The organism is Rhabdothermincola salaria (assembly GCF_021246445.1).
Lineage (GTDB): Bacteria > Actinomycetota > Acidimicrobiia > Acidimicrobiales > Acidimicrobilacustridaceae > Rhabdothermincola_A > Rhabdothermincola_A salaria.
In genome coordinates this window covers 631,767-656,761 of the sequence record NZ_JAJQXW010000002.1, presented here as the reverse complement: position 1 = coordinate 656,761, position 24,995 = coordinate 631,767, and the positions used below count along the sequence as shown (strand labels likewise).

Here is a 24,995-nt window from a genome sequence, read left to right as displayed (position 1 = left end):
GCCCGGCCGCGTAGGGTCTCGGTTCGTGACCGAGGCCGTGCCATCAGACCTCGTCGAGCGGGCCGAGCGCAGCGCCTCGCCGGCCACCGTCCGGGTCACCCTCGAACGTCTCGCCGACGATGCCCCCGACGTGGTGGCCGCCGCGGCCGACCACGAAGGCACCGCCGCGGCGCTCGTGGCCGTGCTGGCCGCCAGCCGTTCGCTCACCCGGGTCATCGAGGTCCGCCCCCAGGTCGCGCTCGACGTGCTCGCCGACCTCGACCGGCGCCCGCCGGTGGACGACGGCAGCCTCGAGGCCCTGGTCGACTGGCGCAACCTCGAGTTCCTGCGCATCGCCGCCCGCGACCTCACCGGGCTCGATCGGCTCGAACAGGTCGGAGCCCAGCTGGCCGACCTCGGCCGCCAAGCCCTGGAATCGGCCTGCCGCCTGGCCGAGGACGCCGATCGCGACGGACCCGACGGCGTCACGCTCGCGGTGGTCGGCATGGGCAAGCTGGGCGGCTCGGAGCTCAACTACTCGAGCGACATCGATGTCATGTTCGTCGGCGAGGGCACCCGGACCCGCCTCGAACGCCGGGCCCGAGCGGTGATGGAGATCGCCGGGCACTGCTTCCGGGTGGACGCCAACCTGCGCCCCGAGGGTCGCGACGGCCCCCTGGTGCGCTCGGTCGAGTCCTACGAGGCCTACTGGGAGCGTTGGGCCGAGCCCTGGGAGTTCCAGGCCCTGCTCAAGGCCCGTCCGGCGGCCGGCGACGCCACCCTCGGCGAACGCTGGCTCGAAGCCGCCCAGGAGCGGCTCTGGAACCGCCCGTCGGATGCCGACACCCTCCGCTCGCTGCGAGCCATGAAGCAGCGGGCCGAATCGGAGGTGGCCAAGAAGGGGCTGGCGGCACGAGAGCTGAAGCTGGGGCCCGGCGGCATCCGCGACATCGAGTTCACCATCCAGCTGCTCCAACTGGTCCACGGGCACCTCGACCCCCAGCTCCGGGGCCCGACGACGTTGTCCACCCTCGCCGAGATGGCGTCGGCCGGCTACGTCGACAGCGGCGATGCCGACGACATGGCCACCGCCTACCGCCTGCTGCGCACCACCGAGCACCGGGTCCAGCTCGTCGACGAGCAGCAGGTGCACGCCCTGCCCTCCGACCGGGCGGCGCTCGACCACCTGGCGCGGGTCATGGGTCGACGCGACACCACCGACGGCTCCGCCGCCGACCAGCTGCTTCGCGATCTGCGCAAGGCGCGCGTCGGAGTGCGCGCCATCCACGAGCGCGTGTACTTCCGCCCGCTGCTCGAAGCCTTCGCCCAGGCCTCTCCCGAGGACGCCGCCCTCTCCCCCGAAGCGGCCGCCGCCCGGCTCAGCGCCTTCGGCTTCCTCGACGCCAAGCGCACCCAGGCCGCGGTCAAGGAGCTCACCCGCGGGATGAACCGGTCCAGCCGTCTGATGCAGCAGCTGCTCCCGCTGTTGCTCGACTGGTTGTCGCAGTCCCCGGACCCGGACCTCGGGCTGTTGTTGGTCCGCAACCTGCTCGGCCACGACCGCAACAACCGCACCATGGCCGAGACGTTCCGCGACTCCCCGGCCACGGCCCAGGCCCTGTGCACCCTGGCCGGCACCAGCCGGATGCTGGGCGACGTGTTGGTGCGCAACCCCGACCTGGTGGCCCGCCTCGACCAACCCGACCGGCTCGAGACCAAGCCCCACGACGAGCTGGTGCACAGCGCCGACCGGGCCGTGCAGTGGCGAGGCGACGTCAGTGAACGCCAGGAGACCCTCCAGCGGTGGAACCGCCGCCACCTCTTCGGGGTCGCCGCCCGCGACGTGCTCGGCCACGCCGACGTGCACCAGGTGGGCGCCGACCTCACCGACCTCGCCGCGGCAACCCTCGAGAGCGCCCTCACCGCCCTCGATCCCCAGGTCCCGTTCGCGGTGCTCGGCCTCGGGCGCTTCGGCGGCGCCGAGTTGGCCTACGCCAGCGACCTCGATGTGATCTTCGTGCACGACGGACGAGGCGCCGCCGGCACCGACGAGGCCAAGCGCCTCGCCACCGGCCTGGTGCGCTTCGTGGGCGGTTCGACGCCGGCGGGCCGCATCTACGAGGTCGACGCCGCCCTGCGCCCGGAGGGCAAGAACGGGCCCCTCGCCCGCAGCTTCGGCGCGTTCGAGCCCTACTGGCGGGACACCGCCCAGACCTGGGAACGCCAGGCCATGACCCGCGCCCGCTTCGCTGCCGGCGACCGCGACCTCGGCGAGCGCCTGCTCGACCTGCTCGATCCGTTCATCTGGCGAGGAGGGCTCACCGCCGACCAGATGCGCGACATCCGCCGCATGAAGGCGCGCATCGAAGCCGAGCGCATCCCCTCCGGCGAGGACCCCGAGTTCCACCTCAAGCTCGGCCCCGGGTCGTTGTCGGACGTGGAGTTCACCGCCCAGATGCTCCAGCTCCAGTACGGCGTGAAGGCCACGGGCACGCTCGACGCGTTGCGGGCGCTCCGCGACGCCGACGTGCTTCTCCCCGACGACGCCGAGGTGCTGGGCGAGGCCTACGAGTTCTGCGAGCGGGTGCGCAACCGGTGGTTCCTCGTGAACTCCGGTCCGGGGGACGCCCTGCCCAGCCGGGCCGAGGAGCTGGTGTGGCTGGCCCGATCGCTCGATACCACACCGGGTGGGCTGCGGGACCACTACCGTCGGGTCACGAGACGGTCCCGCAAGGTGGTCGAGCGCGTCTTCTACGGCCTCCCCGACGGCGTCGCCTGATCCCCGACCGCGGGCAGCTCGTCAGATTGCGTTCATCTTCCGGCCTGCACCACCCTTGACCGGTCCTGCAGAGCCGACGAGGAGCACCACCGCAGATGATCGACGAGAAGTTGGAAGGCGTCTTCGCCGAGGTGGTCGCCCGCAACCCCGGGGAGGTCGAGTTCCACCAGGCCGCCCGCGAGGTCTTCGAGTCACTCGGGCCGGTGCTGGCCAAGTACCCCGAGCTCGCCGACCAGAAGGTCATCCAGCGGATCTGCGAGCCCGAGCGCCAGATCATCTTCCGGGTCCCGTGGCAGGACGACCACGGCGAGATCCACATCAACCGGGGTTTCCGGGTGGAGTTCAACAGCGCCCTCGGGCCCTACAAGGGCGGCCTGCGGTTCCACCCCTCCGTCTACCTCGGCATCGTGAAGTTCCTCGGCTTCGAGCAGATCTTCAAGAACGCCCTGACCGGCATGCCCATCGGCGGCGGCAAGGGCGGGGCCGACTTCGACCCCAAGGGCCGCAGCGACAGCGAGATCATGCGCTTCTGCCAGAGCTTCATGACCGAGCTCTACCGCCACATCGGCGAGCACACCGACGTCCCCGCCGGCGACATCGGGGTGGGCACCCGCGAGATCGGCTACCTGTTCGGCCAGTACAAGCGCATCACCAACCGCTACGAGTCGGGAGTGCTCACCGGCAAGGCCACCACCTGGGGTGGGGCGCTGGTGCGTACCGAGGCCACCGGCTACGGCACCGCCTACTTCACCCGGGAGATGCTGCACGCCCGCGGCGACAGCCTCGAGGGCAAGAAGGTCCTCGTGTCGGGGTCGGGCAACGTGGCCGTCTACGCCATCGAGAAGGTGCACCAGCTCGGCGGCACCGTGGTCGCCTGCTCGGACTCCTCCGGTGTGGTCCACGACGCCAAGGGCATCGACGTCGAGCTGCTCAAGCAGGTCAAGGAGGTCGAGCGGGGCCGCGTCAGCGACTACGCCGCGCGCCGCGGCGACGCCACCTACCGCGAGGACGGCAACATCTGGGAGATCCCGTGCGACGTGGCCCTGCCGTGCGCCACCCAGAACGAGCTCACCGGCCGCGACGCCCGCACGCTGGTGCGCAACGGCTGCGTGGCGGTGGCCGAGGGCGCCAACATGCCCACCACGCCGGAGGGGGCGCGCGTCTTCCTCGAAGCCCAGATCGCCTTCGGCCCCGGCAAGGCGGCCAACGCCGGTGGCGTGGCCACCTCGGCGCTCGAGATGCAGCAGAACGCCAGCCGCGACAGCTGGACGTTCGAGCACACCGAGCACCGCCTGGCCGACATCATGACGGGCATCCACGACACCTGCCACCACACGGCCGAGCAGTTCGGCGCCCCGGGCAACTACGTGGTCGGGGCCAACATCGCCGGCTTCCTGCGGGTGGCCCGGCCCATGGTCGCCCTCGGGCTCATCTAGCGCACTCCCGTTCCCACCCCGGCGAGAGGCCGAGGACCTCCGGGGTCAGCCGCGACCCCCGAGCGCCGGGGTGGGCGTGAAGCGCACCGGCATGGCCTCGGGGCCGGTGATGAAGTTGGAGGCCCGCCACTCCAGCGGCTCGTCGGTGGCCAGCTCGAGGTCGGGCATGCGCCGCAGCACCTCGGAGAACATGACCCGCAGCTCGAGACGGGCGAGCGACGAGCCGAGGCAGAAGTGCGGACCGAAGCCGAAGGCCAGGTGCGGGTTCGGGTTGCGCTGCACGTCGAAGCGGTCGGGCTCGTCGAACACCCGGGGATCGCGGTTGGCGGCCGGGTACATGAGCATGACCTGATCGCCCTCGTGGAGCTGCTCGCCCCGCAACTCGAGGTCGCGGGTGACGGTGCGCGACATGTTCTTGATGGGCGTCACCCAGCGCAGCAGCTCCTCCACGGCCGTCTCCATGGATTCGGGCTCGTCGAGGTGGTCGATGAGGTGCTGGCGCTGGTCGGGCCACTCCATGAGGGCCAGGGCGCCCCCGGTGAGCACATGGCGGGTGGTCTCGTCGCCGCCGATGAGGATGAGCAGGGTCTCCTGCACGAGCGACTCGTCGTCGAGCTTGTGGCCGTCGATCTCGGCGTGGCAGAGCACGCTGACGAGGTCGGGTTGGGGAGCCTTGGCCCGCCGGTCGGCGATGACGCCGAGCTGGTACTCACGGAACCCGAGGCTGGCCTCGAGGGTGGCGGCCTGCACCTCGGGGGTCGGGTCGGCGGTGGTGCCCTTGATCAGGTCGTCGGACCAGCGCAGCAGGTCGTCGTGGGCTTCGGGTTCGAAGCCCAGCATGTCGGCGATGAGCAGCAGGGGCAGGGGCGCGGCGACATCCCACACGAAGTCGCACTCGCCCTTCTCGGTGACCTTGTCGAGGATGCTGGTGCACAGCGATCGGATGTGCTCCTCGCGTTCGGACACCCGCTTCGGGGTGAACCCCCGGTTGACCAACGAGCGCCGCCGCTGGTGCTCGGGGTTGTCCATCGAGATCATCATGGGCAACGGATCGCCGTGTGGGCGCGGCGCCCGCTGCGACGAGTAGGTGGCCGGGTCCTTCTCGATGGCCAGCACGTCGTCGTAGCGGGTGATGCCCCACACGTCGTTGGCCTCGTCGTGGTACACGGGCGCGTTCTCGCGCATCCAGGCCCACAGGTCGTGGGGCTGGCGGGCGTACCAGTTGCCGTCGAGCAGATCGATGTCGTCGCGGACGGCGTGAGCCATGGTGTTCCCCCTGTGCGTCGCCGACGTCGGCGCAGGCCCCGTCGGTCTCCCCTGACCGGGGACCCTAACGAAGGGGACCGGTCCGCGCCTGCGTCAGCCGGCGTCGCCGCTGCGCAGGCGGTCGAGGACCAGCTCGTACTCGACGATCTCGGCCAGCTGGTTGCGGGCGATGTCGCTGGCGAACTGCTTCACGTAGGCGTTGGAGCCGTTGGCGGCCTCGTACTCACCCATCTCCGCCCCGGCCACGTGGTGGTCGATCATCAGCTCGAGGAAGAGCTCTTCGGCTTCGCCCGCCGGGGCCGCGCCCAACGCCTCGAGCTCCTCGGCGGTGGCCATGCCGGGCATCGCCGACGCCGGCATGGGGGCCATCCCCATCCACTCCATGGCGGGACGATCGGGATCGGTGCCCCGTTCGACGCCCCCGCGACCGAGCACGGTCTCCATGAGCCCGAGCTCCCAGCGCTGCTGCAGGATGATCTCCTGGGCGAAGGAGCGCACCGTGGAGTCCTCGGCCTCGCCGAGGACGAACAGCGACATCTCCACCGCCTGGTCGTGGTGGTCGATCATGTCGAGCAGGAAGCCCTCATCGGTGGCCGACAGCTCGTTGGGGCTGGGTTCGGCGAAGGCCCGCACGGCGTAGCCGACGGCGCCGGCCAGGAACGCCAACGCCACCACCGCGACCACCCACTGCAACGAGCTCCGCGGCTTCACCGACTCGACCAGACCAGGACCTTCCATGGCGGCGAACCCTACCGGTGCGCACCACGTCGCCGGCCGCGCACCCCGTGACAGACCCGAGGACGGCGGGCCGCGCCGCAGTAGGTTGCCGGTCGGGACGGAACGACAGGGGGACGGTCCATGGACGCCGCGCAGATCCGAGCCGAGCTCGACCATCCGGTGATCGACGCCGACGGCCACATCATCGAGTTCATCCCGCTGTTGCGCGACCTGGTGGCCGACGAGGCCGGCGGGGCGGTGGCTGATCGCTTCGACGCCCTGGTCGGCTCGGCGGCCATGCGCCGGGGGCTCGACCTCGAGACCCGCCGGGCCCACGCCGTCGCCCGCACCGGGTGGTGGGGCGTGCCGGCCCGCAACACCAGGGACCGGGCCACGGCGATCGTGCCCGGCCTGCTGTACGACCGCCTCGACGAGCTGGGCATCGACGTCGCCGTGCTCTACCCGACCGTGGGCCTCACGGTCATGGCCGTCGACGACGACGAGCTGCGCCGCGCCGTCGCCCGGGCCTGCAACCGCTACTACGCCGAGGCCTACGGCCCCTACTCCGACCGGCTCCGTCCGGTGGGCGTGATCCCCACCTACGACCCCGACGAGGCCATCGCCGAGCTCGAGCACGCCACCACCACGTTGGGGCTGAAGGGCTTCCTGTTCGGGGGGTTGGTCCTGCGCCCCACCCCGGGCCACGACCCGTCGGATCGGGCCGCCCGGTGGGTCGACGGCCTGGGCCTCGACAGCGTCCACGACTACGACCCGCTGTGGGCCCGCTGCGTCGAGCTGGGGGTGTCGCCCACCTTCCACTCCACCGGCATCGGCTTCGGCAGCCGGGTCTCGCCCACCAACTACGTGGCCAACCACATCGGGAACTTTGCCGCCGGCAGCGAGGCCGTGTGCCGCTCGCTGTTCTTCGGCGGCGCCATGACCCGCTTCCCCGAGCTCTCCTTCGCCTTCCTCGAAGGGGGTGCGGCCTGGGCGTGCAACCTGCTCGCCGACGCGGTCAGCCACTTCGAGAAGCGGAACCGTGAGGCCCTGGCCCACTACGACCCGGCCCACCTCGACCGGGACGAGCTGCGCTCGTTGTTCGACGCCCACGCCGACCCCGCCTTCCAAGAGCGACGGGATCGCCTCGACGAGACCCTCGGCTTCCTCTCCGACCCCGACGAGGACCCGGCCACGCTCGACGAGTGGGCCCGCAGCGGCATCCGGTCGGTCGACGACATCGTGTCGGTGTTCACCCGGCAGTGCTTCTTCGGCTGCGAGGCCGACGACCCCATGAACGCCCTGGCCTTCGACGGTCGCATCAACCCCGGCGGGAGCCAGCTGCAGGCCATGTTCGCCTCCGACATCGGGCACTGGGACGTCCCCGACTTCACGGAGGTGCTGCCCGAGGCCTGGGAGCTGGTCGAGCACGGTCTCGTGACCCGCTCGCAGTTCGCCGACTTCATGTTCGGCAACGTGGCCCGCCTGTTCACCTCGACCGACCCGGGGTTCTTCGACGGCACCGTGGTGGAGGCCGAGGTGAAGGAGCTCCTGGCCCGCTGACCCGCCTCGGCGACGAGGACCGGGCACCGGGTCACCGGGTCACCCGGCGCCGTCAGGGTGACGGCCGGTGGCCTCGACCCCCGTGCGGAGCCGTGGCCCGCAGTGCGGCCCGCAGCCCTCCGGAGTGCTCGGCCATGACCCGACCGGCGTGGTGCGCCGGTCCCATGGCCGCTCCGGAGAGGGCCACCGCCTCGGCCACGTCGTCGAGCTCCACGTCGTAGACGGTGAAGAAGTTGGGACCGAACCGGGCGGGTTCACGGCGCACCCACCGCGACGCGTCGGCGAAGGCCCCGGAGTCGACCATGTCGACCACGTGCACCTCGTCGAGCCACCGGCTCCACGGTTCGGTGACCGCCGGATCGGTGGGTCCGACGTAGGCGACCACCTGGCCGGTGAGGGCCGCCGACGGCTCGCGCCGGCCCCGCCACCGGCTCCCGGTGGGGACGAAGACGTCGACGGCGCTGACGACGTGGGCCGGGTGGTGGGTGCCGTCGGAGCGCCCGGCGTCGAGCCGGTCGAGCAGCGCCGGGGCGCCCCGCTCGACATCGGAGAGCTCGTAGATGGTGACGTGGGTGAAGCCCACCGGCGGGGCGAAGCCCTCCGGCCGGTCGTCCACCTCCCAGCGGGTGGCCACCCACGCCCCCGACGCCGCCGCCACGGCCGGGACGTGGACCTCCCCGGACCAGGCGTCCCAGTCGTCCTCGACCGCGAAGTCGCTCGGGCGGCTGAACTCCACCACGATCCCGTCGGTACCGGAAGGGACGCGCATCCACCCTGTCTACCGCCCTCTCCCGGCCGCAGCCGGCCGCAGTCGGCCGTCTGTCGTGCCGGTTCCGGGCCGCACCCTGCCTCGGAACCCCGGCGGAGCACCGCGAACTACCTTCGGGGCGAGCTTCGGGGGGCGACACGACGATGCCCTCCCACGACGCGAAGGGGATCGACGTGGACGAGCGCGAGCCGGGTGGGCCGCTGCAGGGCGTGACCGTCATCGAGATGGCCGGGCTGGGGGCGCTGCCGTTCGGCACCCAGAAGCTGGCCGACATGGGTGCCGACGTCATCCGGGTGCACCGGGTCAGCGAGGTGCCACCCGAACCGGTGCCCTTCACCTACTCCGAGTACAACCGGGGCCGCCGGTCCATCGCCGTCGACCTCAAGCACCCCGAGGGCGTCGCCGTCATCGAGGCCCTGGCGGCGACGGCCGACGCCTTCGTCGAGTCCTTCCGGCCCGGCGTGTGCGAACGCCTCGGCATCGGCCCCGACGACCTCCTCGCCGTGAACCCCCGCCTGGTCTACGGACGCCTCACCGGCTGGGGTCAGGACGGCCCGCTGGCCCACAGCGCCGGACACTCGCTCAACTACGAGGCCATCACGGGAGCCATCGGCTCCATCGGCCCCAAGCACGGGGCGCCCATCCCGCTGCTGCAGGTGCTCGGCGACTTCGCCGGCGGCGGCCTGCACCTGGCCTACGGGGTGGTGTGCGCCCTGTTCGAGGCCCAGCGCTCCGGGCACGGACAGGTGGTCGACACGGCCATGGTCGACGGGGTCATGGCCCTCTACTCGGTCTTCTACGGCATGGCCCGCAGCGGCATGCACACCGAGGACATCGGCACCAACTTCTTCGACGGCGGGTCGCCCTCCTACAACGTCTACGAGACGAGCGACGGCCAGTACGTGACCCTCGCCCCGATCGAGCCCCAGTTCTACGCCGAGCTGCTGGCCCGCCTGGAGCTCGACCCCGCGTCGCTGCCGGATCGTGACGACCCGGCCAACTGGGACGCCCTGTTCGACATCTTCCAGCAGGTCATGCGCACCCGTACCCGCGACGAGTGGGAGGAGCTGCTCGGCGGCACCGACGTGTGCTTCGCCCCCGTCTACCGCCTGGCGGAGGCCCCCGACCACCCCCACAACGTGGCCCGCGGGGCGTTCACCGAGGCTCCCGGCGGCGGCACCGAGCTGGTCCCGGCTCCCCGCTTGTCGCGCACCCCCGGCCGCCCGGGGAACAACTACGCCTACCCGGGCGCCGACACCGACGCCGTGCTGCGCCAGGCCGGGTTGGACCCCGACGCCCTGCGTCAGAGCGGCGCCGTCGGCTGACCCGGACCTCCGAACCGAGCATCTTCGTGGCCTGACCCAGCCGAGGGATCGCAACGCCCGAAGCCGACCAGGCTCCAGGACGCGGCCAGTCCGCTGCATCCTGAGAACAGGGGCGGATCAGGGCGGACGGAACGGCACTCCCCGGACGCGAGAAACCGCAGGTCAGAGGGCATTTCTGGCCTCCGACCTGCGGTCTCGCAGAACCTTCGGATCAGATGTCGTAGTACATCGAGAACTCATAGGGGTGCGGGCGCAGGCGGATGGCGTCCACCTCGTTCTTGCGCTTGTACTCCACCCAGGTGTCGATGAGGTCGTCCGTGAACACCCCGCCGGCCTTCAAGAAGTCGTTGTCGGACTCCAGGGCGTCGAGGGCCTGCTCGAGCGTGGCGGGCACCTGCGGCACCTTGGCCAGCTCCTCGGGCGGGAGGTCGTAGAGGTCCTTGTCGACCGGCGCCGGCGGCTCGATGCGGTTCTGGATGCCGTCGAGGCCGGCGAGCATCATGGCCGAGAAGGCCAGGTAGGGGTTCGACGTGGAGTCGGGGCAGCGGAACTCGATGCGCTTGGCCTTCGGGCTCTGCGACGCCAGCGGGATGCGGCACGAGGCCGAACGGTTTCGCTGGCTGTACACCAGGTTCACCGGCGCTTCGTAGCCCGGGACCAGCCGCTTGAAGCTGTTGGTCGTCGGGTTGGTGAAGGCGATGACAGCGTGGGCGTGGTGCAGCAGGCCGCCGATGTACCAGCGGGCGGTGTCGGACAGCCCGGCGTAGCCGGCCTCGTCGAAGAACAGCGGCTCGCCGCCCTTCCAGAGCGACTGGTGGGTGTGCATGCCCGAGCCGTTGTCCTCGAAGATCGGCTTGGGCATGAAGGTCAGCGACTTGCCGGCCTGCCAGGCCACGCCCTTGAGGATGTACTTGAAGGTCATGAGCTGGTCGGCCATGGACTGGAGGGTGTTGAACTTGATGCCGATCTCGCCCTGACCACCCGAGGCCACCTCGTGGTGGTGCAGCTCGGTCTCGATGCCCACCTCGTGCAGGGCGACCGACATGTCCGAGCGCAGGTCCTGGTAGTGGTCCATCGGCGGGACGGGGAAGTAGCCCTGCTTGGTGCGCGGCTTGTAGGAGAGGTTGCCGCCCAGCTCCTCGGTGCCGGTGTTCCAGACGCCCTCGATGGAGTCGACCGCGTAGAAGGAACCGTTGGGCTGGGTGTCGAAGCGCACGTCGTCGAAGACGAAGAACTCGGCCTCGGGACCGAAGAAGGCGGTGTCGGCGATGCCGGTGCTCTTGAGGTAGGCCTCGGCCTTCTGGGCCACGTAGCGGGGGTCACGGCTGTAGCTCTCACCGGTGACCGGATCGGCCACGTAGCAGTGGATCACCATGGTCTTGCGCTTCATGAACGGGTCCATGTACGCCGTGTTGGGGTCGGTGATCAGGACCATGTCGGATTCCTGGATCTCCTGGAACCCGCGCACCGAGGAACCGTCGAAGCCGTGGCCGTCGGTGAAGTGGTCTTCGCTCAGCACGTGGGCGGGGATGGTCACGTGCTGCATGACGCCCGGCAGGTCGGAGAAGCGGAGATCGACGAACTCGCACTCCTCGTCCTTGACCATCGCCAGCACTTCTTCGGGGGTGCGTTCCTGCACGGTTCCTCCTGGGGGTGTGCGGCCCACATGCCGCAGTGGTTGTCGAGATCTTGACCGGTGCCCGGCATTCCCACCAGTGCCATCGGGGGCGCAGGTACGACGCGCGGGTGTCCGGTCGATGTTCAGCGTGTCAGCGGGGGTTTTCCGCCCTGTTGCCCGTTTGTGAACGCTAGATGAAGCAGGCCCTCGGTGTGACCGTCGCCCTGGGACTGGTCGAGGAGCTGTGCGAGGATCCGGCTCATGGAACGCCAGCAGGACTACGTGCTGCGCACCGTCGAGGAGCGCGGCGTCCGCCTCATCCGCCTGTGGTTCACCGACGTGCTCGGCCAGCTCAAATCGGTCGCCATCTCGCCCGCCGAGCTCGAGAACGCCTTCGAGGAAGGCATGCACTTCGACGGGTCAGCCATCGACGGCTTCAGCCGGGTGCAGGAGAGCGACGTGCTCGCCAAGCCCGACCCCAACACCTTCGAGCTGCTGCCGTGGGGCGACGCCACCGACGTGTCGGGGCGCATGTTCTGCGACATCTTGAGCCACGACGGCAACCCGTTCGAGGGTGACCCCCGCCAGGTCCTCAAGCGCAACCTCGACCGGGCCCACAGCCGCGGCTTCAACTTCATGGTGGCCCCGGAGATGGAGTTCTTCTACTTCCGCAACGGCGACGCCAGCACCCCACTCGAGGCCCTCGACAGCGGCTCGTACTTCGACCTGACCACCGCCGACGTGGCCAGCGACCTGCGCAAGCGCACCCTCCTGGTCCTCGAGCACATGGGCATCCCGGTGGAGTACTCCTTCCACGAGGACGCTCCCAGCCAGCACGAGATCGACCTGCGCTACACCGACGCGCTGAGCATGGCCGACAACGTCATGACCTTCCGCCTCGTCGTGCGCGAGATCGCCCTGGAGCAGGGGGCCTACGCCACGTTCATGCCCAAGCCCCTCGCCGGCGTGCAGGGCTCGGGGATGCACACCCACCTCTCGCTGTTCGAGGGCGACGAGAACGCCTTCCACGACCCCGGCGACCAGTACGGGCTGTCCAAGGTCGCCCGTGGCTTCATCGCCGGGCTGATGCACCACGCTCCCGAGATCACCGCGGTCACCAACCAGCTGGTGAACTCCTACAAGCGCCTCATCGCCGGCTACGAAGCCCCCGTCTACGTCACGTGGGCCCGCAACAACCGGTCGGCCCTCATCCGCATCCCGGTCACCAAACGAGGCAAGCAGTCCTCCACCCGCATCGAGTACCGGGCTCCCGACCCGGCCTGCAACCCGTACCTCGCCTACTCGGTGATCCTCGCCGCCGGCCTCAAGGGCATCGAGGACGGTTACGAGCTGCCGAACGAGTCGCTCGCCAACGTGTTCGAGATGACCGCCTCCGAACGCGCCGCCGAGGGCATCCGCCCGCTGCCGCAGTCGCTCTCCGACGCCCTCGACGTGATGGAGCAGTCCGAGCTGGTCGCCGAAGCCCTCGGTGAGCACATCTTCGAATGGTTCCTGCGCAACAAGCGCTCGGAGTGGTTCGACTACAAGGCCCAGGTCACCCAGTTCGAGCTGGACCGGTACCTGCCGACCTGGTGACGGTGATGGAACCCATCTTGTTGCACCCCGATCCGGTGCCTCCGGAGCTCGCCCAGGCCCTCGACCTGGCCGGCTACCCGTGGAAGGCCGTCGCCGACGAGACCGGAGCGGCGCGCCTCGAACCGGGCGAGGGCTGGGCCGGGGCCATCGTGGTCGCCGACGTCGACCCGGAGCGGGCGTTCGCCCTGTGCCGGGCGCTGCGCAAGCGCGACATCCCCCTCGAACCCCTCTTGTTGCTCGTGAGCGGCAGCCAGCTGTCCGAGCTCGAGCTGCGCGACGACCTCTTCGACGACTTCTGCCTCAGCCCTTTCCACCCCCGGGAGCTCGAGGCCCGCCTCAAGCACCTCTTCTGGCGCACCGGCCAGGGCACCCGACCGGAGCTGGTCGAGTACGGCGAGCTGATGCTCAACCTCGAGACGTACCAAGCGGCCATCGCCGGCAAGCCGCTCGACCTCACCTACATGGAGTACGAGCTACTCAAGTTCCTCTCGTCGCACCCGGGCAAGGTGTTCACCCGCGAGACCCTCCTCAGCCGGGTGTGGGGCTACGAGTACTACGGCGGCGCCCGCACCGTCGACGTCCACATCCGGCGCCTGCGGGCCAAGCTCGGCGAGGAGCACGCCGGTCTCATCCAGACCGTCCGCAGCGTCGGCTACCGCTTCGGTCAGTCCCGCTGGACGCTCTGATACTGGTCGCGCGGAGCGCGACGGTGTGGCGGGGTCGCTGGCGCTCCCGACCCGCCACCCGACCACCACCCGAGAGCCCACCCACCGACGGGCGCGGAGCGCGACGGTGTGGCGGGGTCGCTGGCGCTCCCGACCCGCCACCCGACCGCATGCCGCTGCCGCACCGACCACGCGGAAGCGCCGCCCTCGCGGGCGGCGCTTCGAACGTCAGACCTGTGAGGTCGCTCAGACTGGACGGACGTCCTGTGCCTGATCGCCCTTCGGGCCACTGGTCACCTCGAACTCGACGGCTTGGCCCTCCTCGAGGGAGCGATAGCCCGAACCAGAGATCGCGCTGTAGTGCACGAACACGTCGGGGCCACCCTCTCGGGAGATGAAGCCGTAACCCTTCTCGGCGTTGAACCACTTGACGGTACCGGAGGCCACTCCGACACCCCTTTCTGTCCTGCGGGGTCGGAACACCTTCCCTGCACCTTCTCAACGAGGCGAGACGCTAGCGGAGGGTTTCCCCGCCGTCGACGGGTTCTTCGATCCACCGCCCGATGACCGGTCGCGCCGACGCGACCGACGGGCCCGGCTGTACGGGCGTCAGCTCCGGTTGGAGAGCTCGAGATCCTCGGTGCCGGTGTAGAGGTCGTCGACCTCGGTCTTGGTGGCCCAACCCAGCAGGGCGGCCACCAGCGACATGGTGACGAGGAAGCCCACGGGGATGACCACGACGAGGACCAGCACGATGATGACGACGCTCACGACGCCGATGGTACCCACCCGGCCGGCCGCGGGCGAAGACGGCGCCGGACCTCAGCGGGGGGCGTGGGCCCAGGCCTCGATCTCGACGAGGGCCACCATGGGCAGCTCGGACACCGCCACCGCTGACCGGGCCGGTCGGTGGTCGCCGAAGGCGGCCATGTAGGCCTCGTTCATGATCGGGTAGTCGCGCATGTGGCGCAGGAAGACCGTGGTCTTCACCACGTCGGTGAGCGCGGCGCCCTCGCCGGCCAGCAGTGCCGCGATGTTGGCGACGGCCTGGGTGGTCTCGTCCTCGACGCCGCCCGAGACCATCTTGCCCTCGCGGATGCCGACCTGGCCGGACACCACGAGGAGGTCGCCGGCGCGGACGATCGGCGAGTAGGGCCCGACGGGAGCAGTCATGAACTCAGCTTCCCACGGGCCACGACGGCGGGCAGCCGCGAGCCAGCCACAGCGCGGAGGCCACCGCGGCAAAGGCGGCGTCGGAGCCGTTGATCGCCACCCGGTCGCTGGGCACCACCGCCACCTCGATGGTCGGCATGTCGGCGGCGCGCACGATGCCGAAGGACCGCACGGTGAGGTCGCCCACGTTGCCGTCGGCGTCGACCGCCAGGCCCTCGCTGGTGACCCAGCCCAGGGCCATGTGGGCGGCACCGATCACGTAGGAGCGCAGCACGACCTCGTCGAGCACCTCGCCGCACTCCACGTGCACCCGGATCACGTCGTCGGCCCCCACCGACGCCGTGGCCACCGAGCCCCACGGGGAGGTGACGGTGGCCTCGTGGGAACCACCGTCGCGCCGCGCCGCCAACGCGCTCAGCAGCACCGACGCCTCCGCCCAGCCCGCGGCGCGCACGGCCGCCGACGTCGGCGGTCCGGCCACGTCGACCTCCTCGACGACCAGCCCGGGCGCCATGGCACGCACGGCGTCGGCCACGCCGGGGGTGCGCACGACGCGCATCACCCCGGTGCCGTCGGCACGCACCCCGGCGGCGACGGGCGGGCGCTTGGGACCGAGGCGCACCGTGTCCTCGCGCGACAGCAGCACCCGCACGGCCCGTCCGTGGCGGTCGGCCAGCTCTCGGGCGGCCGCCGTCACCGGGGAGACGACCTTGCCCCCGAACGCGCCGCCGTTACCCAGCGGGCCGGCGGGCTCACCGCCCGGTTCGCACCACGACGCATCGGTCTCCAGGTAGGCCGGTTCGACCCAACTGGTGCACAGCGTGAGCTCCCAGTCGCCGTCGGGGACCGCGAGCGGCGGCACCGGCTCCACCGTCCCCCGCCGGCCCTGCACCTTGCCGGACGCGGCGCGAGCCTCGGCCAGCGTCTCGCCGACGGCCCACCCACCCGCACCGTCGGGCACGGCGACCAGCGCATCGGGCGGAGCGGAGTCATCGGCGAACCCGCCGTGGCCGAGCACCACGTCGGCGCCGACCTGCTGGGGCGTGTGCCCCTCGAGCCCTGCCCGTCGGGACGCGACCTTCAGGTCGCGCTCACCGGCGAGCGTGCCGGCCAACGCCGAAGCCCCGCTGGCGGCCACGGCCCACGCCTCGCCGATCGTCTGCCAGCCGGTGCACCGACACAGGTGGGCGGCCAGGGCCCGATCGACAGCGGCCCGGTCGTCGGGCGCGGTGCCCTTGGCCCGCAGGCCCTCGAGCCGGCAGATGATCCCGGGCGTGCAGAAACCGCACTGGCTGGCGCCACAGGCCACGAAGGCGTCGGCCCAACGTCGCCGGTCGTCGTCACCCAGGCCGTCGCTGGTGGTGATCACCCGCCCGGCGACGCGCCGCGCCGGGGTCACGCACGCCACCCGGGGCGCCCCGTCGACCAACACGGTGCAGCACCCGCACTGGCCCTGCGGGCTGCACCCGTCCTTGGCCGCGGTGATCCCGAGGTGCTCGCGCAGCACCGCCAGCAGCGACGAGCCGTCGTCGGCCACCGACACCGCGGTGCCGTCGACCACCAGGTCGATCGTGCGGGCGTCGGGACCGGGGGTCTGGTCGCGGTGGATCACCATCGCCCGGAGGATAGGTTCGGCGCCGCATGCGACCCGATTCCTCCCCCTCGCGCCCCGCCCGACCCAGCGCCATCCCTGCCCTCGATCGTCGCGGCTTCCTGCGTCGGGCGGGCCTGGTCGGCGGCGCCGGCCTGGTGGCCCTCGGCGCGCCCACGCTGCTCGCCGCCTGTGGCGGCTCCTCCGACGACCAGGACGCGACCGGGCGGATGGATCTGGCGCCGGTGGGCACGACGCTGGTGGGGCTGTTCAACTACCAGGGCGGGTACCTCGCCGCCGGCATCCCCCAACGGGCGGCCTTCGCCATCTCCAGCGCGGCCGGTGCACCCACGTCCGACGGACCCGACACCATCTCGGCCCGCCTCAGCCGCGAGGGCGTCGACAAGGGCGAGGTCGAGCTGCGCAAGCACGCCGACGGCACCCCGATCGCCTACTACCCCCTGCTGACCACCTTCGACGAGCCCGGCATCTGGGGGCTCACGACCACCTTCGACGACACCGAGTCCACCCAGAACTTCCAGGTGGACCGCCCCGAGCAGGTGGAGCTGGTGCAGCCCGGCCAGGCCATGATCCCCGTGGCCACGCCCACCGTCGCCGACGCCCGGGGGGTGACCCCCATCTGCACCGCGGAGCCCCAGTGCCCGCTGCACGAGCGCTCGTTGGCCGAGGTCCTCGCCGCCGGCGGACCGGTGGCGCTGCTCATCAGCACCCCCCGGTACTGCAGCACCACCGTCTGCGGGCCGGTCCTCGACCTGGTGATCGAGGAGAGCGCCGCCGTCAGCGGCCTCACCGTGGTGCACGCCGAGGTCTACGTCGATCCGGCGGCGGGCCCTGATCCGGCCAGCGCCGGCACCACCGACGCCGTCGACGCCTACGGGCTCAGCTTCGAGCCCAGCCTCTTCGTGGCCCGTGGCGACGGCATGGTGACGGCCCGCCTCGACAACGTCATGGATCGAGGCGAACTGGCCGAGGCCCTCGCCTCGTCCACCAGCTGACCGTCCGACGACGGCCACCGGCCACGCCGGCCGTGCGCCCCGGGCCGGGCCGGCCCCCAGGCCCCGGACGCGGCTCGGCCGCCCCGTGGGGCGGCCGGAGCAGATCGGACGGTGCCGGGCGACCGGCAGGGGTCAGCTGAAGGACTGACCGCAGCCGCAGGTCTTCTGGGCGTTGGGGTTGTCGATGGCGAACCCGGCGCCCTGCAGGCCGTCCTTGTAGTCGAGGGTGGCCCCGGAGAGCAGCTGGGCGCTGGAGGGGTCGACCACGACGGGCACGCCGCTGTCGTCGAGCACCATGTCCTCGGTGTCCTTCTCGCTGTCGAAGAACATCTCGTAGCTGAAGCCGCTGCAGCCGCCGGGGCGCACGGCCACCCGCAGCATCAGGCCGGCCTGGCCTTCTTGGTCGATGAGCTCCTTGACCTTGGTCGAGGCGGTATCGGTAAGCGTGATCACAGTTGGTCCTCCCGGGAACTCAGTGCAGTGGCAGGGTAGCGGGGTCGGGCCCGGTCGCGGTCATCCGAGGACGACCTCGACCTGGCAGGGGTTACGGTCGACGAGCGGGTGGAAGCGGGCGACGCCGCAGCCGTCCCAGGCCGCCACGAAGCCCTCGACCAGCCCGTTGTGCAGGGAGCACACGAGCTGGGGGTGGGTCTCGGCCAGATCGCGGAACGGGCAGTGGGCGAAGCCCATGGTGGCGCCGTCGTCGTGTTCGAGGGTCTCGGGGTCGAAGCCGAGCTTGGCCTGCTCGACGACCAGGGCGTCGAGGCAGTCCGAACCGGCGGGCCAGCGGGCGGCGTCGGCCTCGCCCTGGCGGCGCCCGGCTTCGGCGAGGTCGTCGCCCTCGAGCCCACCGGAGGCGGCAGCGTCGAGGAGGGTGCGCGCCAGCATGGGCCAGGATGTGGGCTCGAGACCCAGGGCGGGAGCGTCGGCCGAAAGGCTGTAGCGGTGCTGGGGACGGCCCACCGTGCCCCTCGTCTCGGCGTCGACCCGGAGCAGGCCGACGTCGCGCATGCGCTCGAGGTGGGGTCGCACGGTGTTGACGTGCAGGTCGAGGACGTCGGCGATCTCGGCGGTGGCCAGCGGGATGGGGGAGCGGGCCAGCTCCAGGTAGATGGCGTAGCGGGTGTTGTCGCCGAGGGCCTTGAGCACGTCGAGCCGCGGTGGGGCGGCGTTCGTCGACGGTTGGTCGACGGGCTCGGACTCCGGCGGGTTGGTCACGCCTCCGAGTTTACACGGCCCGAGCCGGTAGAATGTTTCCCATGTCCGCTGTCCCGACCTCCGACGACGTACTCGCCACCCTGCGCGGCGTGATCGACCCCGAGCTCGGCACCGACATCGTCGAGCTCGGCATGGCCCGACGGGCCACCGTCGACGACGCCGGGCACGTGGTCGTCGACGTCGCGCTCACCACGGCCGGGTGCCCGCTGCGCGCCCAGCTCCAGTCCGAGATCAAGGCCCGCATCGCCGACCTCCCCGGGGTCGAGTCGGTGAAGATCGACTGGGGCGAGATGACCCCGGAGCAGAAGTCGGCGGCCATGGCCAAGGCCCGCTGGAACGTCAAGGAGAGCGCACCCACCACCGCCGTGCCCCCCACCACCCGGGTGCTGGCCGTGGCGTCGGGCAAGGGCGGCGTGGGCAAGTCGTCGGTGTCGGCCAACCTGGCGGCCGCCCTGGCCGCCCAGGGGTACGCCGTCGGCGTGCTCGACGCCGACATCTGGGGGTTCTCGCTGCCGCGCATGCTCGGGCTCGACGCCCGGCTCGAGGCCACCAAGGACGCCTCCGGTTCCACCCGCATCGTGCCCCAACGCCTCGACATCGGTGCCGGCCGCCTCGAGGTGGTGTCGATGGGTCTGCTCGTCGACGACGAGACCGACGCCCTCATGTGGCGTGGGCTCATCCTCAACCGGGCCGTCCAGCACTTCCTCGAGGACGTGGCCTGGCCCGACGACCTGCAGTACCTCGTCATCGACATGCCGCCCGGCACGGGCGACGTCCAGATGGGCCTGGCCCGCATGCTCCCCCAGGCGGAGATGATCGTCGTCACCACGCCGGCGTTGGCCGCCCAGAAGGTCGCCGCCCGGGCCGTCACCATGGCCCGCAAGAGCTACCTGCGCGTCCTCGGCGCCGTCGAGAACATGAGCGCCTTCGAGTGCGAGCACGGCACCACCTACCCCCTCTTCGGCTCGGGCGGAGGCGCGGCGCTCGCCCACGACGCCGAGATCCCCCTGCTCGGCGCCATCCCCCTCGAACCGTCCGTGTCGAGCGGCAGCGACGTGGGGCGGCCCATCGCCCTCGGCGACGGCGCCGCCGCCGACGCCTTCCGGGCCATCGCCTCCCGACTGGCCGACGACCTGGCCCCGCCCATCGACATGGGCGGCTGCTCGGCTCGCCTGCTCGCCGCCGCCACCAGCGCCCTCGACGCCCTCGACGCCGAGGGGACCTGACCCCCTCCACCTCTACGGTGAGGGGCATGCGCAGGCCACGCCAGGTCCACGCGGCGAGCCGGCGACGCCGGTCCCGCTCCCACGGCGCCCTGTTCGCCGTCTCGGTGGCAGCGGCGACGCTGCTCGCCGCCTGCGCGCCGGACCTCGGCCAACAGGTCACCGCCGACGTCGAGCCCGCGCCGGTCACCGCCGGCGAGGCTCGCGCCGTGGCCGACAGCCTGTGGGCGTTCGCCGCCGACCTGCACCGTGCCCTGGTCGAGCGCGACCCCCTCGCCAACGCAGTCGTCAGCCCCGTCCCCGTCGCCGCCGGGCTGACCCAGGCCTGGAGCGGGGCGGGTGGCGCCACTCGAGAGCAGCTGGGCCGGGTGCTGCACCTCGACGAGGGCGACGAGGACGCCATGGCGGCCGCGGCGCGCACCCTGCCCCGCCTCTCCGGCACGCGGGCGAACCGCGACACCGGCCGCGAGGGCGAGATCACCGTGATGACCCCGGCCTCGTTGTGGGCGCAGCGGGCCACGACGTTCGGGGTGCCGTGGCTCACCGGGCTGGCCGAGACCTGGGACACGGGGGTGCGGGTGACCGACTTCCGGTCCGACCCCGAAGCGGCCCGCCGCACGATCAACGAGTGGATGGCCGACACCAGCGCCGACTACCTCGACCCCCTGCTCGATCGTGGATCGCTCGACCAGTTCACCCGGTTCCTCGCCACGAGCGGGGCCGCCCTCCGGGCTCCGTGGTCCCATCCTTTCGATCGACGCGACACCCGCCTGGCCGACTTCGAACGCCTCGACGGCACGGTCGTCAGCGTGCCCCTGATGCGCCGGTTCGAGGACACCGACGCCCGCATGGCCACCGGCGACGACTGGACGGCGGTCGAGGTGCCCTACCTCGGCGACGAGCTCCACATCACCTTCGTGGTCCCCGACCCCGGGCGTTTCGGTGCGGTCGAGACCTCCCTCGACGGCCCCGGCCTGGTCCAGCTGAGGAGAGCGCTGCGGCGCACGCCGGTCGACGTCTCGGTGCCCCAGTTCGCGGTGACCTCCGATCTCCGCCTCGACGACGCCTTGCGCACCCTCGGGGTGGTCGACGCGTTCGATCGCGCCGTGGCCGACTTCGCGGGCATCACCGACGACGAGCCCTTGGCCCTCGGCGGTGTGGCCCACCAGACGTTCCTCGCCATCGACGAGGAGGGCACCGAGGCCAGCGGGTCGCCGCCCCGCTCCACGACGACCTCCACGACCACCACCACGACGACCGTCTCCTCCCCCGCGAGCTCGCCGTCGACGTCCGAGGAGGCGCCGTCGACGGTCACGCCACGCCCCCCACCGGTCGACTCCTCCGACATCGACGAGGGGCGAGCCATCGTGGTCGTCGACCGACCGTTCCTGGTGCTGGTGACGGACCGGGCCACCGGCGTGCCCCTCTTCTACGGCCGCGTCGTCGCCCCACGGGGCTGACCAGCCCGAACGCGCTGGAGAAACCTCTTTGACGTCGTCGGCGACCCGTGGTTTCGTTGTCGCCATGTTCACGACTGCCGCCCTCGCCTGCACCACCGGTGCCGCGTCGGCCGTCGTCGTGCGCGCCGCCGCTCCGGCCGTGGTGTCCACCACCACCGCCCCGTGGTATCGCCCGATCGCCGGCTTCGGCTTCTGGATGAACCACAAGCACCCGTCCCGGCGGCCCCCGAGCCCGACCTCGTAGCACCAGCTACGCAGAGTTCGCTCCCAGGCCGCCGGGTTCTCCCGGCGGCCTTTCTGCGTTGCGCCGCTCTGCTCCCACCCACCGCACCTCACCACCGACCACTGCCAGAAGGGACACCACGATGCTCGCCGAGCCGATCGACGACATCTCCAGCGCCGTGCAGGACCAGGCCGCCTGCCGGGACCTCGAGGGCTCACTCACCGGCGTCTTCTTCTCCGAGGAGCTCCGAGACGTCATCCGCGCCAAGCGGATCTGCATGGAGTGCCCCATCCAGCTGGCCTGCCTGGAGGGTGCCATCGAGCGCCACGAGCCGTGGGGCGTCTGGGGCGGGCAACTCTTCCTCAACGGCCGCATCCTCACCACCAAGCGGCCGGTGGGGCGCCCGCCCAAGGTGCCCCGCCCCGAGGACCAGCTGCCGGACATCCCGGTGCCGGTCCACCTGCGCAGCCACCTGCGCAGCGCCTGACCCGGTCCGGCGCCGGCCGGCTCCCCCTCCTCGCCGGCGCCGGACCCAGGTCCCTCCGGGACCACGGCCCCCACCCCCGTCCCCGCCCCTCGCCGGGCGATGCCGCGGCCTCGTGCCGGCGTCGCCTGCTGCTCGGGCGGCGGACGGGTGGGGGCACCCCCAACCTCGCGGGCGACAGACCGCAGGGCACGCGCAGGAGTGACGAACGGCCCTGACGTCCGGGGCCTGTGGCGATTGGGGCGCACCCGGCCTCCCCGCTACCGTCATGGCCGGGCCTGCCCTATGGAAACCACCGAACTCCCCCCCGAGGACCGAGCACCGGTCCCGGCACCGCGCCGAGTGTCACGAGGGCTGCTGACGGCGGTCGCCCTGGCCACGGTCGTGTTGGCCATCGCCACCTTCGTGGCCTTCCGCTCCGACGGCGACGACACGGCCGTCCCCACCGAGCGGCTCACGCCCGGGGCCACCCTGCCCCAGAGCGACTTCGCCCCCGACGAGCTCACCAGCCAGGCCGCATCGGAGGCCGAGGGCGAGAAGCTGCCCGACGCCTCCTACACGCTCTTCGAGGGCGGCACCGCCCAGCTCAGCACCGACGGTCGCCCGCTCGTCATCAACGTGTGGGCCTCGTGGTGCATCCCCTGCGTGGCCGAGATGCCGGCCTTCGACGAGGTGTACCGGGCCAACGTCGACCAGGTGGGCATGCTCGGGTTGCAGGCCTTGGAGTCATCCGCCGAGGACGGGCTGAGGATGATCGAACAGACCGGCATCACCTATCCGGTCGGCCGCGACCTCAGCGGCGAGCTCGTCCGGGAGCTGGGCACCGTCAACCTGCCCACCACCGTGCTCGTGACCGCCGACGGCACGATCGTCGACGTGCACACCGGGCCCCTCACCGCCACCGAGCTCCAAGACCTCATCGACGAACACCTCCGGGCGTGAGGTCCCGGTGAACGCCTCGGTCGTCTACGCCTTCGGCGTCGGCATGGTGGCCACGTTCAACCCGTGCGGCTTCGCCATGCTGCCCGCCTACCTCTCGTACTTCCTGGGCATCGAGGGCTCCTCCCATCCCGAAGGTCGCGACGCCCAGACCACCGTGCTGCGAGCGCTCGCCGTCGGGGCGGTGATGACCCTCGGGTTCGTGGTGGTCTTCGGGATCCTCGGGCTGGTGCTGCGGCCGGTGCTCTCCACCGTCCAGGAGTACCTCCCCTGGGTCACCATCGCCCTCGGGGTGGTCCTCGTGGTGCTGGGCGCCTACATGCTCACGGGCCGCACCTTCACGGTGAACCTGCCCAAGTTCAACCGGGGCACCGACTCCCGCGAGTTCACCTCCGTGTTCCTCTTCGGCGTCTCCTACGCCCTCGTGTCGCTGTCGTGCACCATCGCCTTGTTCACCGCCGCGGTGGTCACCACCATCGAGACCCAGAGCTTCGGCGTCGGGGTCGGGGCGTTCGTCGCCTACGGCCTCGGCATGGGTCTCGTGATCATGGTGCTCACCCTCGCCATCGCCGTGGCCCGCCAGTCCCTGGTGCGCAACGTGCGACGCGTCCTGCCGTACGTCAACCGCATCTCCGGCGTGCTGTTGATCGTCGCCGGGGCGTACGTCGCCTACTACGGCTGGTACGAGCTGCGCGTCGCCCGGGGCGAGCTCGGCGGCGGCGGCGTGGCGCAGTGGATGTTCGACCTCAACGGTCGCATGAGCACCTGGGTCAGCGACGTCGGCCCCACCCGCCTCGGCCTGTTGCTCGCCCTCGTCATCTGCGTCGCCGTCCTGACCGTGCTCATCACCCGGGCGCTGCAGGATGCGCGCGACGATCGCCGGCGGCGGCGGGACACCGAGTCCGTCTCCTGACCTCCGTCACCCCCGCCTGATCGCCGACCACCCACCGACCACCCACCGACCACCCGGGAGCAGCGCACCATGGACCTCCGTGTCTTCGTCGAGCCGCAGCAGGGCGCCAGCTACGGCCAGCAGCTGGCTCTGGCCCAACTGGCCGAGGGCCTGGGGTTCGATGGCTTCTTCCGCTCCGACCACTACCTGAAGATGGGCGACGTCAGCGGTCTCCCGGGCCCGACCGACACCTGGGTCACCCTCGGCGCCCTGGCCCGCGAGACCACCACCATCCGTCTCGGCACCCTCGTATGCTCGGCCACGTTCCGCCTCCCCGGACCGCTCGCCGTCGCCGTGGCCCAGGTCGACGAGATGAGCGGCGGCCGGGTGGAGCTGGGTATCGGCGCCGGATGGTTCGACGACGAGCACGTGGCCTACGGCATCCCCTTCCCGACCCTCAAGGAGCGCTTCGACCGCCTCGAGGAGCAGCTGGCCATCATCACCGGCCTCTGGCACACCCCCGACGACGCCCAGTTCACCTTCGAGGGCGACCACTACGGCCTGGTCGGTTCGCCGGCGCTGCCCAAGCCCGTCCAGGCCGGCGGGCCCCCGATCATCATCGGCGGCCACGGTCCGCGCCGCACCCCCGAGCTGGCCGCCCTCTACGCCGACGAGTTCAACCTCCCCTTCGCTCCCGTCGAGACCTTCACCCGCCAGCGCGACCGGGTGCGCGCCGCCTGCGAACGCGCCGAGCGCGACCCGAGCTCCGTGCGCTTCTCGGCGGCCCTCGTGCTGTGCTGCGGTCGCAACGACGCCGAGGTCGAGCTGCGAGCCGGCAACATCGGACGGGCCGCCGACGAGTTGCGCCAGAACGGTGCCGCCGGCACGCCCTCCGAGGTGCTCGACACCATCGCCACCTACGCCGAGGCCGGCTGCGAACGCCTCTACCTCCAGGTCCTCGACATCGACGACCACGACCACCTCCGCCTCGTCGCCGACCAGGTCATGAAGCTGCTGCCGTGACATCTTGCTCCGGTCGGCAAGCCTCCCTCCGCCGGCTTCGCCG

General features: G+C 71.5%; 24 protein-coding genes. 14 read left to right on the top strand and 10 right to left on the bottom strand.

Annotated features, from left to right (window positions below; translation table 11 throughout):
- Positions 1-25: 25 nt before the first annotated feature.
- Together LUW87_RS12220 and gdhA are read left to right on the top strand one after the other, a co-directional pair.
- On the top strand, positions 26-2,758 hold the full coding sequence (locus LUW87_RS12220) for a bifunctional [glutamine synthetase] adenylyltransferase/[glutamine synthetase]-adenylyl-L-tyrosine phosphorylase (protein WP_232671454.1): 2,733 nt from the start codon (positions 26-28) through the stop codon (positions 2,756-2,758).
- Positions 2,759-2,853: 95 nt separating this feature from the next.
- The gene (gene gdhA, locus LUW87_RS12215; protein WP_232671453.1) at positions 2,854-4,194 is read left to right on the top strand and encodes an NADP-specific glutamate dehydrogenase; all 1,341 of its coding nucleotides are present in this window, start codon (positions 2,854-2,856) and stop codon (positions 4,192-4,194) included.
- 45 nt (positions 4,195-4,239) lie between these two features.
- Here the strand turns inward: gdhA and LUW87_RS12210 are convergent, their stop codons facing one another.
- A complete protein-coding gene (locus LUW87_RS12210; RefSeq protein WP_232671452.1) occupies positions 4,240-5,460 on the bottom strand; it encodes a cytochrome P450 in 1,221 nt (406 codons plus the stop codon).
- A gap of 93 nt (positions 5,461-5,553) precedes the next feature.
- Positions 5,554-6,198 (bottom strand): DUF305 domain-containing protein, encoded by a 645-nt coding sequence (locus tag LUW87_RS12205; RefSeq protein WP_232671451.1) that lies wholly within the window; start codon positions 6,196-6,198, stop codon positions 5,554-5,556.
- Between the two features lie 120 nt (positions 6,199-6,318).
- On the opposite strand from LUW87_RS12205, the gene LUW87_RS12200 reads away from it, so the two are divergent.
- Positions 6,319-7,737 carry an amidohydrolase family protein gene (locus LUW87_RS12200; RefSeq protein WP_232671450.1) on the top strand — a complete coding sequence of 473 codons (1,419 nt, stop codon included), beginning with the start codon at positions 6,319-6,321 and terminating at the stop codon, positions 7,735-7,737.
- Between the two features lie 52 nt (positions 7,738-7,789).
- On the opposite strand, the gene LUW87_RS12195 is transcribed toward LUW87_RS12200, so the two are convergent.
- A complete protein-coding gene (locus tag LUW87_RS12195; RefSeq protein ID WP_232671449.1) occupies positions 7,790-8,506 on the bottom strand; it encodes a hypothetical protein in 717 nt (238 codons plus the stop codon).
- A gap of 173 nt (positions 8,507-8,679) precedes the next feature.
- Here LUW87_RS12195 and LUW87_RS12190 point away from each other — a divergent pair, with 173 nt between their 5' ends.
- The gene (locus tag LUW87_RS12190) at positions 8,680-9,831 is read left to right on the top strand and encodes a CaiB/BaiF CoA transferase family protein (protein ID WP_232671448.1); all 1,152 of its coding nucleotides are present in this window, start codon (positions 8,680-8,682) and stop codon (positions 9,829-9,831) included.
- 211 nt (positions 9,832-10,042) lie between these two features.
- Here LUW87_RS12190 and glnA read toward each other — a convergent pair whose 3' ends face one another.
- The gene (gene glnA / locus LUW87_RS12185) at positions 10,043-11,470 is read right to left on the bottom strand and encodes a type I glutamate--ammonia ligase (RefSeq protein ID WP_346742541.1); all 1,428 of its coding nucleotides are present in this window, start codon (positions 11,468-11,470) and stop codon (positions 10,043-10,045) included.
- Between the two features lie 240 nt (positions 11,471-11,710).
- Between glnA and LUW87_RS12180 the strand changes: the two genes are divergently transcribed.
- Positions 11,711-13,045: a glutamine synthetase family protein gene (locus LUW87_RS12180; RefSeq protein WP_232671447.1), complete on the top strand. Its 1,335-nt coding sequence runs from the start codon at positions 11,711-11,713 to the stop codon at positions 13,043-13,045.
- Positions 13,046-13,050: 5 nt separating this feature from the next.
- On the top strand, positions 13,051-13,731 hold the full coding sequence (locus LUW87_RS12175; RefSeq protein ID WP_232671671.1) for a winged helix-turn-helix domain-containing protein: 681 nt from the start codon (positions 13,051-13,053) through the stop codon (positions 13,729-13,731).
- 225 nt (positions 13,732-13,956) lie between these two features.
- On the opposite strand, the gene LUW87_RS12170 is transcribed toward LUW87_RS12175, so the two are convergent.
- The 4 genes from LUW87_RS12170 to LUW87_RS12155 form a co-directional block, all read right to left on the bottom strand.
- A complete protein-coding gene (locus tag LUW87_RS12170) occupies positions 13,957-14,157 on the bottom strand; it encodes a cold-shock protein (protein ID WP_232671446.1) in 201 nt (66 codons plus the stop codon).
- 162 nt (positions 14,158-14,319) lie between these two features.
- Positions 14,320-14,481, bottom strand: coding sequence for a hypothetical protein (locus LUW87_RS12165; protein ID WP_232671445.1), 162 nt, complete (start codon positions 14,479-14,481; stop codon positions 14,320-14,322).
- A 51-nt stretch (positions 14,482-14,532) separates the two neighbouring features.
- Complete coding sequence (locus LUW87_RS12160) at positions 14,533-14,883, bottom strand: RidA family protein (protein WP_232671444.1); 351 nt, start codon at positions 14,881-14,883, stop codon at positions 14,533-14,535.
- Between the two features lie 4 nt (positions 14,884-14,887).
- Positions 14,888-16,498, bottom strand: coding sequence for a 2Fe-2S iron-sulfur cluster-binding protein (locus tag LUW87_RS12155; protein WP_232671443.1), 1,611 nt, complete (start codon positions 16,496-16,498; stop codon positions 14,888-14,890).
- Positions 16,499-16,524: 26 nt separating this feature from the next.
- On the opposite strand from LUW87_RS12155, the gene LUW87_RS12150 reads away from it, so the two are divergent.
- Complete coding sequence (locus tag LUW87_RS12150; protein ID WP_232671442.1) at positions 16,525-17,490, top strand: hypothetical protein; 966 nt, start codon at positions 16,525-16,527, stop codon at positions 17,488-17,490.
- Between the two features lie 132 nt (positions 17,491-17,622).
- Here the strand turns inward: LUW87_RS12150 and erpA are convergent, their stop codons facing one another.
- Together erpA and LUW87_RS12140 are read right to left on the bottom strand one after the other, a co-directional pair.
- The gene (erpA, locus tag LUW87_RS12145) at positions 17,623-17,943 is read right to left on the bottom strand and encodes an iron-sulfur cluster insertion protein ErpA (protein ID WP_232671441.1); all 321 of its coding nucleotides are present in this window, start codon (positions 17,941-17,943) and stop codon (positions 17,623-17,625) included.
- A gap of 60 nt (positions 17,944-18,003) precedes the next feature.
- Positions 18,004-18,708 (bottom strand): helix-turn-helix transcriptional regulator, encoded by a 705-nt coding sequence (locus LUW87_RS12140; protein ID WP_232671440.1) that lies wholly within the window; start codon positions 18,706-18,708, stop codon positions 18,004-18,006.
- Positions 18,709-18,749: 41 nt separating this feature from the next.
- On the opposite strand from LUW87_RS12140, the gene LUW87_RS12135 reads away from it, so the two are divergent.
- The 7 genes from LUW87_RS12135 (at position 18,750) to LUW87_RS12105 (ending at position 24,952) form a co-directional block, all read left to right on the top strand.
- The gene (locus LUW87_RS12135) at positions 18,750-19,934 is read left to right on the top strand and encodes a P-loop NTPase (RefSeq protein WP_232671439.1); all 1,185 of its coding nucleotides are present in this window, start codon (positions 18,750-18,752) and stop codon (positions 19,932-19,934) included.
- Positions 19,935-19,960: 26 nt separating this feature from the next.
- Complete coding sequence (locus LUW87_RS12130) at positions 19,961-21,391, top strand: serpin family protein (RefSeq protein ID WP_232671438.1); 1,431 nt, start codon at positions 19,961-19,963, stop codon at positions 21,389-21,391.
- A gap of 64 nt (positions 21,392-21,455) precedes the next feature.
- Positions 21,456-21,635, top strand: coding sequence for a hypothetical protein (locus LUW87_RS12125; protein ID WP_232671437.1), 180 nt, complete (start codon positions 21,456-21,458; stop codon positions 21,633-21,635).
- Between the two features lie 121 nt (positions 21,636-21,756).
- Complete coding sequence (locus tag LUW87_RS12120) at positions 21,757-22,101, top strand: WhiB family transcriptional regulator (protein ID WP_232671436.1); 345 nt, start codon at positions 21,757-21,759, stop codon at positions 22,099-22,101.
- A 339-nt stretch (positions 22,102-22,440) separates the two neighbouring features.
- The gene (locus tag LUW87_RS12115; protein WP_232671435.1) at positions 22,441-23,040 is read left to right on the top strand and encodes a TlpA family protein disulfide reductase; all 600 of its coding nucleotides are present in this window, start codon (positions 22,441-22,443) and stop codon (positions 23,038-23,040) included.
- Between the two features lie 7 nt (positions 23,041-23,047).
- Positions 23,048-23,950 carry a cytochrome c biogenesis CcdA family protein gene (locus LUW87_RS12110; RefSeq protein ID WP_232671434.1) on the top strand — a complete coding sequence of 301 codons (903 nt, stop codon included), beginning with the start codon at positions 23,048-23,050 and terminating at the stop codon, positions 23,948-23,950.
- A gap of 69 nt (positions 23,951-24,019) precedes the next feature.
- Positions 24,020-24,952, top strand: a complete 933-nt coding sequence (locus LUW87_RS12105; RefSeq protein ID WP_232671433.1) for an LLM class F420-dependent oxidoreductase — start codon at positions 24,020-24,022, stop codon at positions 24,950-24,952.
- The last annotated feature ends 43 nt before the right edge of the window (positions 24,953-24,995 follow it).

Coding starts and splice junctions, on each gene's coding strand:
- gdhA (WP_232671453.1), top strand. CDS start 2,854: ATGATCGACGAGAAGTTGGAAGGCGTCTTCGCCGAGGTGGTCGCCCGC.
- LUW87_RS12210 (WP_232671452.1), bottom strand. CDS start 5,460: ATGGCTCACGCCGTCCGCGACGACATCGATCTGCTCGACGGCAACTGG.
- LUW87_RS12205 (WP_232671451.1), bottom strand. CDS start 6,198: ATGGAAGGTCCTGGTCTGGTCGAGTCGGTGAAGCCGCGGAGCTCGTTG.
- LUW87_RS12200 (WP_232671450.1), top strand. CDS start 6,319: ATGGACGCCGCGCAGATCCGAGCCGAGCTCGACCATCCGGTGATCGAC.
- LUW87_RS12195 (WP_232671449.1), bottom strand. CDS start 8,506: ATGCGCGTCCCTTCCGGTACCGACGGGATCGTGGTGGAGTTCAGCCGC.
- LUW87_RS12180 (WP_232671447.1), top strand. CDS start 11,711: ATGGAACGCCAGCAGGACTACGTGCTGCGCACCGTCGAGGAGCGCGGC.
- LUW87_RS12175 (WP_232671671.1), top strand. CDS start 13,051: ATGGAACCCATCTTGTTGCACCCCGATCCGGTGCCTCCGGAGCTCGCC.
- LUW87_RS12160 (WP_232671444.1), bottom strand. CDS start 14,883: ATGACTGCTCCCGTCGGGCCCTACTCGCCGATCGTCCGCGCCGGCGAC.
- LUW87_RS12155 (WP_232671443.1), bottom strand. CDS start 16,498: ATGGTGATCCACCGCGACCAGACCCCCGGTCCCGACGCCCGCACGATC.
- LUW87_RS12150 (WP_232671442.1), top strand. CDS start 16,525: ATGCGACCCGATTCCTCCCCCTCGCGCCCCGCCCGACCCAGCGCCATC.
- LUW87_RS12135 (WP_232671439.1), top strand. CDS start 18,750: ATGTCCGCTGTCCCGACCTCCGACGACGTACTCGCCACCCTGCGCGGC.
- LUW87_RS12130 (WP_232671438.1), top strand. CDS start 19,961: ATGCGCAGGCCACGCCAGGTCCACGCGGCGAGCCGGCGACGCCGGTCC.
- LUW87_RS12125 (WP_232671437.1), top strand. CDS start 21,456: ATGTTCACGACTGCCGCCCTCGCCTGCACCACCGGTGCCGCGTCGGCC.
- LUW87_RS12120 (WP_232671436.1), top strand. CDS start 21,757: ATGCTCGCCGAGCCGATCGACGACATCTCCAGCGCCGTGCAGGACCAG.
- LUW87_RS12105 (WP_232671433.1), top strand. CDS start 24,020: ATGGACCTCCGTGTCTTCGTCGAGCCGCAGCAGGGCGCCAGCTACGGC.